Annotated in this window: 11 protein-coding genes; 3 read left to right on the top strand and 8 right to left on the bottom strand. The window is 62.7% G+C overall.

What is annotated here, in order from left to right; all coding sequences use genetic code 11:
- Positions 1-73 precede the first annotated feature (73 nt).
- From QRN52_RS01285 to dnaA, 8 genes are all read right to left on the bottom strand, one after another.
- Entirely contained in the window at positions 74-769 is a 696-nt protein-coding gene (locus tag QRN52_RS01285; protein ID WP_284750999.1) for a DUF3566 domain-containing protein, read from the bottom strand.
- Positions 766-3507: a DNA gyrase subunit A gene (gene gyrA / locus QRN52_RS01290; RefSeq protein WP_284751000.1), complete on the bottom strand. Its 2742-nt coding sequence runs from the start codon at positions 3505-3507 to the stop codon at positions 766-768. The genes QRN52_RS01285 and gyrA overlap by 4 nt, the downstream gene beginning before the upstream one ends.
- 63 nt (positions 3508-3570) lie before the next feature.
- Positions 3571-5646 carry a DNA topoisomerase (ATP-hydrolyzing) subunit B gene (gyrB, locus tag QRN52_RS01295; RefSeq protein ID WP_284751001.1) on the bottom strand — a complete coding sequence of 692 codons (2076 nt, stop codon included), beginning with the start codon at positions 5644-5646 and terminating at the stop codon, positions 3571-3573.
- Positions 5647-6043: 397 nt separating this feature from the next.
- Positions 6044-6598 carry a DciA family protein gene (locus QRN52_RS01300; RefSeq protein WP_284751002.1) on the bottom strand — a complete coding sequence of 185 codons (555 nt, stop codon included), beginning with the start codon at positions 6596-6598 and terminating at the stop codon, positions 6044-6046.
- Positions 6585-7778, bottom strand: a complete 1194-nt coding sequence (gene recF, locus QRN52_RS01305; RefSeq protein ID WP_284751003.1) for a DNA replication/repair protein RecF — start codon at positions 7776-7778, stop codon at positions 6585-6587. The genes QRN52_RS01300 and recF overlap by 14 nt, the downstream gene beginning before the upstream one ends.
- A 23-nt stretch (positions 7779-7801) precedes the next feature.
- Positions 7802-8686 (bottom strand): phosphogluconate dehydrogenase (NAD(+)-dependent, decarboxylating), encoded by an 885-nt coding sequence (gnd, locus tag QRN52_RS01310; protein ID WP_284751004.1) that lies wholly within the window; start codon positions 8684-8686, stop codon positions 7802-7804.
- 135 nt (positions 8687-8821) lie between these two features.
- Complete coding sequence (dnaN, locus tag QRN52_RS01315) at positions 8822-9946, bottom strand: DNA polymerase III subunit beta (protein ID WP_284751005.1); 1125 nt, start codon at positions 9944-9946, stop codon at positions 8822-8824.
- 535 nt (positions 9947-10481) lie between these two features.
- A complete protein-coding gene (dnaA, locus tag QRN52_RS01320; RefSeq protein ID WP_284751006.1) occupies positions 10482-11903 on the bottom strand; it encodes a chromosomal replication initiator protein DnaA in 1422 nt (473 codons plus the stop codon).
- A 457-nt stretch (positions 11904-12360) separates the two neighbouring features.
- On the opposite strand from dnaA, the gene rpmH reads away from it, so the two are divergent.
- The 3 genes from rpmH to yidD are packed head-to-tail and all read left to right on the top strand — an operon-like array spanning position 12361 to position 13337.
- Positions 12361-12498 carry a 50S ribosomal protein L34 gene (rpmH, locus tag QRN52_RS01325; RefSeq protein WP_011776797.1) on the top strand — a complete coding sequence of 46 codons (138 nt, stop codon included), beginning with the start codon at positions 12361-12363 and terminating at the stop codon, positions 12496-12498.
- A gap of 40 nt (positions 12499-12538) precedes the next feature.
- Positions 12539-12946 carry a ribonuclease P protein component gene (gene rnpA / locus QRN52_RS01330; protein WP_078107069.1) on the top strand — a complete coding sequence of 136 codons (408 nt, stop codon included), beginning with the start codon at positions 12539-12541 and terminating at the stop codon, positions 12944-12946.
- Entirely contained in the window at positions 12939-13337 is a 399-nt protein-coding gene (gene yidD / locus QRN52_RS01335) for a membrane protein insertion efficiency factor YidD (protein WP_425550475.1), read from the top strand. The genes rnpA and yidD overlap by 8 nt, the downstream gene beginning before the upstream one ends.
- Positions 13338-13349: the final 12 nt, after the last annotated feature.

Raw genomic sequence — 13349 nt, forward strand, 5'->3', positions numbered from 1 at the left:
CCGGCCCGATCTCAAATCGAGGTATTTTCACCACTGTTTTCCAGCAGTTTCCCTCATTTTCCGGCCGTCTGTATCAGTCGTCGGTAAGGGTCACGCCAATACCGCCCACGAGTGTTGCCGCAATGTTATAAAGCACGGCGCTCAGCATGGACAGGGCGGTCAGCAGCACAACATTCACCACGGCAATGATGGTGGCGAAGGAGGCCACCTGTCCCAGCGATGCGACCTTCTTGAGTTCGAAGCCACCGCTTTCCGAGCCTGCCAGGGTGCCCAGAAGGCTGTCCACCTGGTTGAAAATGCCGGTGAGGTCCAACACAGTCCAAAGCACGATTGCGGCAATCACAGTCACGATGCCCAAGGCAACGGACAACAGGAACGCCATCTTCAGGACAGACCACGGATCAACCTTGCTGACGAGCAGGCGGGCGCGGCGAACCTTCGCCTTAGGAGCCGGCTTCACGAGCCCGGGAGCCCCGGTGGCGGGCCGCTGCTGGCCCTGCACGGGCCGCTGGCCCGGTGCGGCGGGACGCTGCCCCGCCGGGCGCTGCGTTCCAGCGGGACGCTGGCCGGGAACCGCCGGGCGCTGGCCGGGAACCGCCGGACGCTGACCTGGGACCCTTTCCGCCCCAGTTCCTGCCGCACCCGAGGAGGATGCCACAGGGCGCTGCTCGGGACGGGCCGGTGCGTCTACCCGCGGAGTAGCCGACGGCTGCCGGAATCCTCCAGGGACACCCGTGCTCGGCTTGGGATATGAGTCCGAATTGCTCACTCGTTACCTCCGGTGTTGTCTTCGTTCAGCTCGACGCCGGACCCATTGCCGGATCCTGCGGCCGATCCCGATTCGGCCGTCGCGGTCGCCTGATCGGCGCCGCCGTTTGCAGCCAACGTTACGTCATCGTCCGCCTCGGACTGTCCTCCGACGGGATTTTCGACACTATTGACGGTTGATGCGTCGTGTCCGCCCTCACCCTGTTCGTCGTCGGATTCCTCGCCTTCAAGGCCGCGTTCGCTGTTGCGGGCCACCTCGATGATGCGGTCGTTCTTGTCAGGCTTCGCGAAGATGACGCCCATGGTGTCGCGGCCCTTGGCAGGCACACCGGCCACGGCCGAGCGGACGATCTTTCCACCCTCCATGACCACCAGGACTTCGTCTTCTTCGTTGACGATCAACGCACCGACAAGGTCGCCGCGCTCTTCCTGAAGCTTGGCCACCTTGATGCCCAGGCCGCCACGGCCTTGGAGCCGGTACTCCTCGACGGCGGTGCGCTTGGCGTACCCGCCTTCGGTCACGACGAACACGAACGAGCCGTCCTGCACGACGTCGGCCGCGAGGAGTTCGTCGTCTTCGCGGAACTTCATGCCGGTCACACCCGAGGTGGCGCGACCCATGGGGCGCAGTGCCTCGTCGGTGGCCGTGAAGCGGATCGACTGGCCCTTGCGGGAAACCAGGAGGAGATCATCCGTTTCGGACACAAGCTGCGCCGAGACGAGCTCGTCCTCATCCCGAAGGTTGATGGCGATGACGCCAGCGGTGCGGTTGGTGTCGTAGTCTTCCAGGCGCGTCTTCTTCACAAGGCCGTTCTTGGTGGCGAGCACCAGGTACGGGGCTTGCTCGTAGTCGCGCAAGTCCAGGACCTGGGCGATGTGCTCGTCCGGCTGGAAGGCCAACAGGTTTGCCACGTGCTGTCCCTTGGCGTCACGGCCGGCCTCGGCAAGCTCGTACGCCTTGGCCCGGTACACGCGGCCCAGGTTGGTGAAGAACAGCAACCAGTGGTGCGTGGTTGTGACAAAGAAGTGCTCCACAACGTCGTCGCCGCGAAGCTGGGCACCCTTGACGCCCTTGCCGCCTCGCTGCTGCGAACGGTAGTTGTCGCTGCGGGTGCGCTTGACATATCCGCCGCGGGTGATGGTGACTACCACTTCTTCCTCGGGGATGAGGTCTTCCATGGACATGTCACCGTCGAAGCCCATGAGGATATGGGTCCGGCGGTCATCACCGTGCTTGGCCACGATCTCGGCAAGTTCCTGGCTGATGATGTCGCGCTGGCGCTGCTCGGAGGCCAGGATCGAGTTGAATTCCGTGATCATGGCTTCAAGCTCGGCGTGCCTGTCCTGGATCTTCTGCCGTTCCAGCGCTGCGAGGCGGCGGAGCTGCATGTCGAGGATGGCGCGGGCCTGGAGCTCGTCGATCTCCAGCAGACCCATCAGGCCGTCGCGGGCAGCCTCGGTGGTGTTGGAGGCCCGGATGAGTGCAATGACCTCATCCAGCATGTCCAGCGCCTTGAGTAGTGCGCGCAGGATGTGCGCCTCTTCCTCGGCTTTGCGCAGGCGGTAGCGGGTCCGCCGGACGATGACGCTCATCTGGTGGGCCACCCAGTGCCGGATGAAGGCGTCCAGGCTCAGGGTGCGGGGTACGCCGTCGACGATCGCCAGCATGTTGGCACCGAAATTGTCCTGCAGCTGGGTGTGCTTGTAGAGGTTGTTGAGCACCACCTTGGCTACGGCATCGCGCTTGAGAACGATCACGAGCCGCTGGCCGGTTCGGCCGGAAGTCTCGTCGCGGAGGTCCGCGATGCCTTGGATCTTGCCGTCCTTGACCAGTTCGGCGATCTTGATGGCCAGGTTGTCCGGGTTCGCCTGGTACGGCAATTCGGTGACCACCAGGCATGTGCGGCCCTGGAGTTCCTCCACGTTCACCACGGCGCGCATCGTGATGGAGCCGCGGCCCGTCCGGTACGCGTCCTCGATGCCCTTGTGGCCGAGGATGGTTGCACCGGTCGGGAAATCCGGACCCTTGATCCGCACGAGCAACGCCTCGAGCAGCTCTTCACGGCTGGCCGTCGGGTTGGCCAGATACCACTGCACACCATCGGCGACTTCGCAGAGGTTGTGGGGCGGGATGTTGGTGGCCATGCCGACGGCGATGCCGGAGGAACCGTTGACCAGCAGGTTGGGGAAACGGGCAGGCAGGATGGTGGGTTCCTGGTTCTTGCCGTCGTAGTTGTCCTGGAAATCGACGGTTTCCTCGTCGATGTCGCGGACCATTTCCATGGCCAGCTGGGCCATCTTGGTTTCGGTGTATCGCGGAGCCGCGGCACCGTCATTGCCAGGGGAACCGAAGTTACCCTGGCCGAGCGCCAGCGGATAGCGCATCGTCCAGTCCTGGATGAGGCGGACCAAGGCATCGTAGATCGCCGTGTCACCGTGCGGGTGGTACTGGCCCATGACCTCGCCCACCACGCGGGCGCACTTGTTGAAGGAGCGGTCCGGGCGGTACCCGCCGTCGAACATCGCGTAGAGCACGCGACGGTGGACAGGCTTCAGGCCGTCGCGGACGTCCGGAAGCGCACGGCCAACGATGACGGCCATGGCGTAGTCCAGGTACGAACGCTGCATTTCCGTCTGCAGGTCCACCTGGTCCACGCGGTCGGTCAGCACATCGCCCTCAAGTACGGGCTCCGGAATGCCGGCCGACTCGGCGGGAACCTCGGGTGTTTCTTCACTCATAGTCTATGATTTCCGTTTCAGGTATATGTCAGTACTGGAATATTCCTAGGGGCTTTGAAGTCTCTAGATATCCAGGAACCTGACGTCCTTGGCGTTCTGCTGAATGAAGTTCCGGCGCGATTCCACGTCCTCACCCATTAGCACGGAGAAGGTCTGGTCCGCCGCCAGGGCATCGTCCATGGTGACTTGCAGGAGCGTGCGGTGGTCCGGGTCCATGGTGGTGTCCCAGAGTTCGGTGTAGTCCATTTCGCCGAGGCCCTTGTAGCGCTGGATGCCGTTGTCCTTCGGGATACGGCGGCCGGCGGCCTGTCCGGAAACCAGCTTGGCGTCACGTTCACGGTCGCTGTAGACGTAGTCGTGAGGGGCGTTCGACCACTTGATGCGGTAGAGCGGCGGCTGGGCCAGGTAGACGTAGCCGTTCTCAATGAGCGGACGCATGTAGCGGAACAGCAGGGTCATCAACAGCGTGGTGATGTGCTGGCCGTCCACGTCGGCATCGGCCATCAGGACGATCTTGTGGTACCGCAGCTTGGAGATGTCGAAGTCCTCGCCGATCCCGGTACCAAAGGCCGTGATCATGGACTGGACCTCATTATTGCCAAGGGCCTTGTCCAACCGGGCGCGCTCCACGTTCAGGATCTTGCCGCGCAACGGCAGGATGGCCTGGGTCTCGGGGTTCCGGCCACGCTTGGCCGAACCGCCCGCGGAGTCACCCTCCACGAGGTAGACCTCGCAGCGCGATGGGTCCTTCGACGAGCAGTCGGACAGCTTGCCCGGCATACCAAAGGATTCCAGGGGGCTCTTGCGGCGTGCGTTGTCGCGGGCCTTCCGGGCCGCCATCCGGGCCTGGGCAGCCTGGACAGCCTTGCGGATGACGTCGCGGGCTGGGCCGGGGTTCCGCTCCAACCAGTCACCAAGCTGGTCGGTGACCACCCGCTGGACGAAGCCCTTGACCTCGGAGTTACCCAGTTTGGTCTTTGTCTGGCCCTCGAACTGCGGTTCGGACAACTTCACCGAGATGACGGCCGTGAGGCCCTCGCGGATGTCGTCGCCGGTCAGGTTGTCATCCTTTTCCTTGATGATGGTCTTCTCGCGCGCGTAGCGGTTGATGAGCGATGTCATCGCGGCACGGAAACCTTCTTCGTGGGTGCCGCCCTCGTGCGTGTTGATGGTGTTGGCGTAAGTGTGGACGCTCTCGGAATAGGCCGTGGTCCACTGCATCGCGACCTCGACGGCGATGTGTCGCCCAATGTCCTCGGTTTCGAAGGCGATGACGTCCTCGTGGACGACGTCCACCTTCTTGTTCGAGTTCAGGTGCTTCACGTAGTCGAGCAAGCCGTCGTTGTATTGGTAAACGACGGTGCGGTGTTCAGCCGCCACTTCGCCGTCAGTGGCAACCGCGTCAAGATCCAGATCATCGTCGCCTGCTCCTGCGACAGGACGCTCGTCCGTGAGCGTGATGCGCAGGCCCTTGTTGAGGAAGGCCATCTGCTGGAAGCGTGCGCGGAGGGTCTCGAAATCGAAATCGGTGCTCTCGAAGATGGTGCCGTCCGGGTAGAACGTCTGGGACGTTCCAGTCTGGTCCGTTGCTTCGCCCTGGACGAGCCCGCCCTGCGGCTTGCCGCCGTCGGCGAAACTCATCCGCCAAACGTGGCCCTGGCGACGCACCTCGGTGTCTACCCTGCGCGAAAGCGCGTTGACGACGGAAATACCGACGCCGTGGAGGCCACCGGACACGGCATAGCCACTGCCGCCGAACTTGCCGCCCGCGTGCAGGATGGTCATGACAACTTCGACGGTTGGCTTCTTCTCCGTGGGGTGCATGTCCACGGGGATGCCGCGCCCATCGTCCACCACCTTGACGCCGCCGTCGGCCTGGAGGGTCACTTCAATGTGGCTGCAGTACCCGGCAAGGGCCTCGTCCACCGAGTTGTCCACCACTTCGTACACCAAGTGGTGGAGGCCGCGCGGGCCTGTGGATCCGATGTACATACCCGGGCGCTTGCGCACCGCTTCGAGACCTTCAAGAACGGTGATGTCGCTCGCACCGTACTCCTTGGACCCCGAGGGTGTGTCAGGCTTGTGGGCGTTCTCCTTCGCGGGATCTACTGCCAAGGTCTCTGCATTGTCGTTAGCCACAGGCGCTTTCGACTCCTCCGTGTTCGATGGTCGCCGGCCGTCACCGCACCAAGGAAGCACGTCCGTCAGGACACACCCCAGGGATACGGCAGCCGCCAACAGGGACGTCACTGCTAACGCCGGCTACTTCGTGATTGGCGGATCCGCTTCTACAAGTGCTGTTCAGCGGAGCCAATCGACGTTCACCGGCGCCCAGTTGTCTATGCCGATTCTATCGTGACTAAGCGCAGTTCCTTGCAAAACCCGGCCCTTATGCTCAGGAAAGTAGCTCTGGGAGGCCGCTGGCCGCATCTGCAAGCTGCCAAAACGGCACCCTCTAGGGAGCTATACGGTCCGGGCAGGTTTCTCGCCCCTGTGCGCCGTTCAAGCAAATGCGCTCACGCGGGTGCCGGGGAAGTTACCCGTAGGTATCCCGGGGGCCCCGCCCATTGACGCTTCGTCCGCCCTTGCGCCAGCTCGGCGCGGTGGGCGCGAGCACTTGAATGGACGTCACCACACCGTCTCCGAGTTCTTTTCGGAACATGTCCAGGAGGCTGGTGCTCAGGAGCCTGAGCTGCGTTGCCCACGCGGTGGAATCGCAGCGGACATGCAGGGTGGTGTCGGTGAAGCTCTCCGGAGTGCAATGTGCGGAAATCTCCGGTCCCACCAAGGCATCCCACTCGGCCATCACGGAGCCCACGGCAACTGGAGATGTCCAACCGCGTTCGGCCACGAGCCTCCCGACGACTTTCCCCAAACCAAGCGGGTCCCGGCCGCTGCCATGGAATTGGCTGAATCCTCGGGTGTCCCGGACGCCCTTGCGTTTCGGAGCGGTACCCGTCCGCGGGGCGGCGCGACGGATTTCGCCCCGCGCAGCGGCCGCTTCGCGCATCCGGTTCAAAGCTGATTGGGCAGCGTCAATCTCGTCAGGGTCCCTGCCCGGCTGGCGTCCGCCGGGGCTATCCTTCTCCATCAATGCCTCCGGGCACAACCTTCACGCGCCGCCCCGCCAGTTCCTCGGGAATATCGGCGTCGACGGCGGCCGTCACCAAAACCTGTTCGGCGCCGGCCACTATTGCAGCCAGTTTACGCCTGCGCTGCACGTCCAGCTCGGCGAACACGTCGTCGAGGATGAGGATCGGAGCAGAACCCCCGGTACGGGTGTCGTCGAGCATGACGTAGTACGAGGCCAGGCGCAGGGAGAGGCACATGGACCATGTTTCGCCATGGGAAGCATAGCCCTTGGCCGGAGCTTGGCCTAAAACCAATTCGAGTTCGTCGCGATGGGGTCCGACCAGGGAAATTCCGCGTTCCAACTCTTTGCGGCGCGAGGCGGCGAAAGCCTGGACGTAACGCTCAGTGAGTTGCTCCACGGATAGCAGGCGGAGGTCCTCAACCCCCTCTGAACCCTCAGCCAGACGTTCGGCGGGACCGCCGTCGTCGTCCAACACGCCTTGGATAGTGGAGCGGTAGATCGCGCCCGCTTCCTTCGATCCATCCGTCAGTTGCGCGTAGGCGCTGTTTAGGTGGGGTCGAAGCCGTTCCACGAGTTCCAGCCGTGCATGCAGGAGTTCCGCGCCGGCCCGCGCCATGTGCTGGTCCCAAACATCGAGCGTTGCTTCGTGGCCCGCGGTGAATTTTCCGGTGCGGGCCGATTTCAGCAGGGCGTTGCGCTGTTTGAGCACGCGGTCGTAGTCGCTGCGGGTCGCCGCATGCACTGGCATGAGGCTGACCAGCAGCTCGTCGAGGAAGCGCCGGCGGTTGGACGGATCACCCTTGACCAGGGCCAGGTCTTCGGGGGCGAAGAGCACGGTCTGGCAAATGCCCAGGATGTCGCGGGCGCGTACGGGATTTCCGCGGTTGATCCGGCCACGGTTGGCACGGCCGGCATTGATTTCGAGCTCGACCACGGTGGATTGTTCACCGCGGACAAGCTTCGCCCGGATCAAAGCGCGCTCCGTGCCGAAGCGCAGGAGGGGCGCATCCGTGCTGACTCGGTGCGAGCTCAGGGTGGCCAGGTATCCGATGGCTTCCATGAGGTTCGTCTTGCCGATGCCGTTGGACCCCACGAGGACGGTGACCCCGGGGCCGAGCTTGAGGTCAACCTGCGCGTAGCTGCGGAAATCGGTCAGCGAAAGATGTTCGAGGTACACGCGTACTGCTGGTCGGCCGGGACTTAGTTGGCCGGGCGGGTGGCGTGTCCGCCGAACTGGTTGCGCAGCGCGGACACCATCTTCATGGCCGGTGAGTTGTCCTCGCGGGAGGAGAAGCGGGCGAAGAGCGCAGCGGTGATTGCCGGCGCGGGGATCGCGTTGGCAATCGCTTCTTCAACGGTCCAGCGGCCTTCGCCGGAGTCCTCGACGTAGTCCCCGATGGAGGCCAGGCCCGGGTCTTCGTCCAGGGCTTTGACCATGAGGTCCAACAGCCAGGACCGCACCACGGTGCCTTTTTGCCAGGCACGGAAAGTCCCGGGAAGGTCCTTGATGATGTCCTTGGCCGCGAGCAGTTCGTAGCCTTCGGCGTAGGCCTGCATCAAACCGTATTCGATGCCGTTGTGGACCATCTTGGCGTAGTGTCCTGCTCCCACGCCGCCCACGTGGACGAAGCTGTCGGCACGATCGCCTTCGGGACGGAGCGCGTCGAATACCGGCATGGCCAGTTCGATGTCTTCGTCCGCGCCGCCTGCCATGAGTCCGTAGCCGTTCTGCAGGCCCCAGACGCCTCCCGAAACACCGCAATCGGCGAAGCGGATGTCCTTGGATGCCAGGAAGGCGGCATGCTTCTGGTCTTCGGTGAAGCGTGAGTTGCCGCCGTCGATCACCATGTCCCCGGCGGAGAGCTTTTCACCGAGTTCGCTGATCACGGCATCGGTGATGTCGCCGGAGGGAACCATGACCCAGACCAGGCGCGGAGCCGGAAGTGCAGCAATCAGTTCGTCAACGGATGCGACGTCGGCGATGTCCTGATTGCGGTCAAAGCCAGTGACCTCGATTCCGCCGTTGCGCATGCGTTCGCGCATGTTGAAACCCATTTTTCCAAGGCCGATCAGTCCGATGTGCACGGTGTGAACTCTTTTCTGCGCTGGTGGTTTTGGTATTGACCCGACCGTTCCCTGGCCGTGGGGCCCCTCCGGCGAGGGCCCCTGCCTGAGCTTGCGAAGGCTGGGAGCCGGTGGGGACTTGCGAGGCGGTGGGGACTAGTTGGGGAGACGGACGGGCATCACGAGGTAGCGGTAGTCGCCCTTGTCATCGCCGTCGGCGTCAACCTGGGCGGTGATCATGGCTGGCTTGGGTGCGGTAGTGAAGGAGAAGCGCACGAACTTGGTCTCAATCACGCCCAGGCCTTCCACCAGGTAGTGCGGGTTGAAGGCCACGGTGATGTCGTCGCCGCTGAGCTGGGCTTCCAGTTCCTCGGATGCCTGGGCATCTTCGCCGGTACCGGCGTCGAGATTCAGTTGGCCTTGGGTGAACGCCAGGCGAACCGGGGTGTTTCGTTCCGCGACGAGGGACACACGGCGAACGGCTTCAACGAGTTCCTGGGTTTGGACCGTGGCGTGGATCGGCGTGGAATCCGGGAACAAGGACCGGATCTTGGGGTAGTCGCCGTCGACGAGCAGGGAAGTGGTGGTGCGCCCGCCGCTTTCGAAGCCAATCAGGCGGCTGTCGTCATCAGCGAGTGCGAGGTGGATGTCGCCGCTGCCACCGAGCGTCTTGGCCACCTCGTTGAGGGTCTTGGATTTCACTAAGGCACTCGTGGAAATTCCCGGGGTGACGGGCTTCCACGGCACTTCCCGCATGGCGAGGCGGTAACGGTCCGTGGCGAGGAGGGTGATCATGTCATCCTCGATCTCCATCCGGACACCGGTAAGGATCGGCAGGGTGTCATCCCTGCTGGCCGCGATGATGACCTGCGAAACGGCTTGGGCGAAGGCGTCGCCGGGCAAGGTTCCACTGATGGCGGGAAGCGCCGGAAGTGGCGGGTACTCGGATTCCGGCATGGTGGCGAGATGGAAGCTGCTTCGACGGCACGTGAGGGTGACTTTGCTGCCGTCGGTTTCGATGTCGACAGGCGCCGAAGGGAGGCTGCGGCAGATATCGGCCAAGAGGCGACCGGAAACCAGGATGGTTCCCTCGGTGGTGACGTCAGCCGGAATCTCGAGACGGGCGGAGGTCTCGTAGTCAAAGCTCGAGAGACTCACTGTTCCGGCTTCTGCCTTGAGCAGGAGACCTGAGAGTACCGGGACGGGCGGCCGCGGAGACAAGGACCGGGCTGTCCATGTGACGGCTTCTGCCAGGACATCCCGCTCGACTCTGAACTTCACGGAAGGGTGCCGCCTTTCATTGCTGCTGCCAGTGTTCCACCGGAAACTCCCGCAGGAGCCCCGAAAACCAGCGCCCCGAACTCGGCAGCTGCATGGTCCGCAGTGAGCGAACTACAAAGCAGCGCCAAGGATGGACGCGATGCAGACAGCTTAGCCGGAACTTCGGGCATTAACCCATCCCCGGCTTGCTGGCTTGTGGTTCGAAGCAGCCACGGGCTGCGTCGGCGGGTGGGCGGAAGGAGATTGTTATTTGAGGGAATTCATTTTTTTGGGATTAGTAGTGTTAATAACCCCTGTGGAAACTGTGGATAACTGCCTCTGGACCCGCGGTTCCGCGGTTAACCCCTGTTCACGACATGTGGGCGACAGGGGTTTTAAACAGGGTGTGGACGTGGATAACCCCCAGGGCCGTTTTTAACGATCCACAGACGCCTTAAGGGTTTTAAGCCCATTAACCGCGCTTGTCCCCTTAAGTATCCACAGGCTTATCCACATGCGCCTGTTAATAAGGTATGGAGTGGCTCGAGGGAGGGACTCAGGAATCGCGTTGCTGCTGCTTGATGCGGTTGGTCAGCTCTGTCACCTGGTTGTAGATCACACGGCGCTCGGCCATCAGTTCGCGAATCTTGCGGTCCGCGTGGATCACGGTGGTGTGGTCGCGGCCGCCTAGCTCCTGGCCGATCTTGGGCAGGGACATGTCCGTGAGCTCGCGGCACAGGTACATGGCGATCTGCCGCGCGGTCACTAAAGTGCGTGTGCGGGACTTGCTGCAAAGCTCTTCCATGCTGAGCTTGAAATAGTCAGCCGTCTGCTTCAGGATCTGGTCGGCCGTGATCTCCTGGGCGCCGTCGTCGGTGATCAGGTCCTTCAGCACCATTTCGGCGAGGGCCACATCGACGGGCTGGCGGTTGAGGCTGGCGAACGCAGTGACGCGGATCAGCGCGCCTTCGAGCTCGCGGATGTTGCTTGAGATCTTGGAAGCGATGTACTCCAAGGCGTCGTCGGGCGCGGACAGTCCCTCGCTCTGGGCTTTCTTGCGGAGGATCGCGATGCGGGTTTCGAGTTCCGGCGGCTGGATATCGGTCAGCAGGCCCCACTCAAAACGGGACTTCATGCGGTCCTCGAAGCCGGCGAGCTGCTTGGGCGGCAGGTCCGAGGTGATGACCACTTGCTTGTTGTTGTTGTGCAGGGCGTTGAACGTGTGGAAGAACTCTTCCAGCGTCCGGTCCTTGCCTGCAAGGAACTGGATGTCGTCAATCAGGAGCACATCGACGTTGCGGTACGTGGTCTTGAAGCTGGCGCCTTCATCGTCGCGGATCGAGTTGATGAAGTCGTTGGTGAACTCTTCGGAATTCACGTAGCGCACCCGGATGCCGCTGTAGAGTCGGCGGGCGTAGTGGCCGATCGCGTGCAGCAAGTGCGTCTTGCCGAGCCCGGAGTCGCCGTAGATGAACAGCGGGTTGTAGGCCTTGGCTGGTGCTTCGGCGACCGCGACGGCGGCCGCGTGGGCAAAGCGGTTGGAAGAACCGATCACGAAGGTGTCAAAGACGTATTTCGGGTTCAGCCGGCCGAATTCGTGTGAAGTACTCGGCGGGGTGGGCTGCGGCTTCAGTTCCACGGCCAGGTCGTTCGCGGAAGAGAGTTCGACGGCGGGGGCCGGCTCTTCGTGGATGGGCACCAGATCCGTGTCGACGTCGATCGCGCACCGGATATCGTCGGAAAAGACGCTGCGAAGGGCGTCATCGAGGGCGTCCTTGACTTGCGTCTGGAGAACCTCGCGGGTCAATTCGTTGGGTACGGCCACCAAGAGGGTGGAGCCGATCAGGCCCTGCGCCTGCGCAAGGATAACGAAACCGCGCTGCCGGGGTGTGACGCGATCGTCTTGTTCCAGCAGGCTCAGCACCCGCCGCCAGGAACTTCCGACCGTGTTGGCGTGGTTGGCTTCGTCTACCGTCATCAATTGGTTCCCTCGAGTGCTTGCTTGCCTGGATTGCGGCAGCCGAAGGTCCAAACCATGAGTGGATTCCGAACCGAATCCACAGGGTTATGCACAGTCCGTGGATAATCGGCTACTGAGACACTCTAGGGGATGGAAACTCCAGAAGATAGCTGGGAACAAGCTTGTGGATAATTACACCGTTGTGGTTCTTAAACGGGGTCTGTGAGCCACTTCATCCACAGGCTGGCGGTCGTACTTAGCCACAGCTGGGGATATCGGGCACGGTGGCTCCCGGTTTGACCTCGGGGGTCTTTTTGCCCTAACGTTGTGAAGTCCTATGTGTCCGCTTTTCGACCACCCGCACTTCCGGTAAATCCGGCGTTGGGCGGCGGCGGATACACAATAAACTTAGCGTCGGCCAGTTCTTCCCCTTTTGATCGGGTGGGCGCACCTTTGATCCACTGGAGTAACTAACGTGAGCAAGCGGACTTTTCAGCCGAATAACCGCCGTCGGGCCAAGAAGCATGGCTTCCGCCTTCGTATGCGCACCCGTGCCGGCCGCGCCATCCTGGCCGCCCGTCGTGGCAAGGGCCGCGTCGAACTGTCGGCCTAAATAACTGACTCGTCGGTCAGCCTTCCAAGCGAGTCAATAGGTGCTAGCCACCCGTAACCGTCTGCGGACTTCTACCGACTTTTCAACAACTGTACGTTCCGGCGTCCGCAATGGACGCCGGAACTTAGTGTTATATACGGCACCTATTGGTGCCGGAGAACCGAGCCGCATCGGCTTCATCGTTTCCAAAGCTGTCGGGAACGCTGTGACCAGGAACCTCGTTAAGAGGAGACTGAGAGAAGCAGGTGCTTTGTCTTTGAATAGGCATGGCACGGGTCTTGCTGTCGTGGTCCGGGCGTTGCCTGCGGCTGCGACGGCGAGCTGGGACCAGCTGCTGACGGATTACAATGCCGCCTTGGCGGCAACCACGAAACGGCTCGGCGGATCCTCTCCGCGGGTTGTTTCGCCCACCCAGGGCACCACAACGGAAGGGACACCGCGTGCATGAGCTGAGCTCCGCCGTCGTCCGCTTCTTTAGAGTCGCTCCGAGGATCCTCGGAACTTTTCTGTGGGAGCTGCCGCGCAACGTCCTCATCATCTTGCTGAAGACGTATCGCAGGATCATCTCTCCCTTATACGGCCAGGTGTGCCGGTTCTTCCCATCCTGCTCGGCATATGCCCTCGAAGCGGTGACGGTACATGGTGCCGTCAAGGGAAGTTGGCTCGCAGTGCGGCGCCTAGCGCGTTGCCACCCCTGGAACGCCGGCGGCGTGGACCACGTCCCCGCCGGACATCGTCACTGGCCCGAAGGCCAGACGCCCACAATTGTTGTACTGAACAACCCGGACCAGTTCCTGGCTGTGTGGTCTGATGAAGACGGTCGCCGCACAGCGGCCTGAGGAAATAGGGAA

It is taken from the genome of Arthrobacter sp. efr-133-R2A-120 (assembly GCF_030209835.1).
Taxonomy (GTDB): Bacteria; Actinomycetota; Actinomycetes; order Actinomycetales; family Micrococcaceae; genus Arthrobacter.

Coding starts and splice junctions, on each gene's coding strand:
- dnaA (WP_284751006.1), bottom strand. CDS start 11,903: ATGACGGTAGACGAAGCCAACCACGCCAACACGGTCGGAAGTTCCTGG.
- gyrA (WP_284751000.1), bottom strand. CDS start 3,507: ATGAGTGAAGAAACACCCGAGGTTCCCGCCGAGTCGGCCGGCATTCCG.
- QRN52_RS01300 (WP_284751002.1), bottom strand. CDS start 6,598: ATGGAGAAGGATAGCCCCGGCGGACGCCAGCCGGGCAGGGACCCTGAC.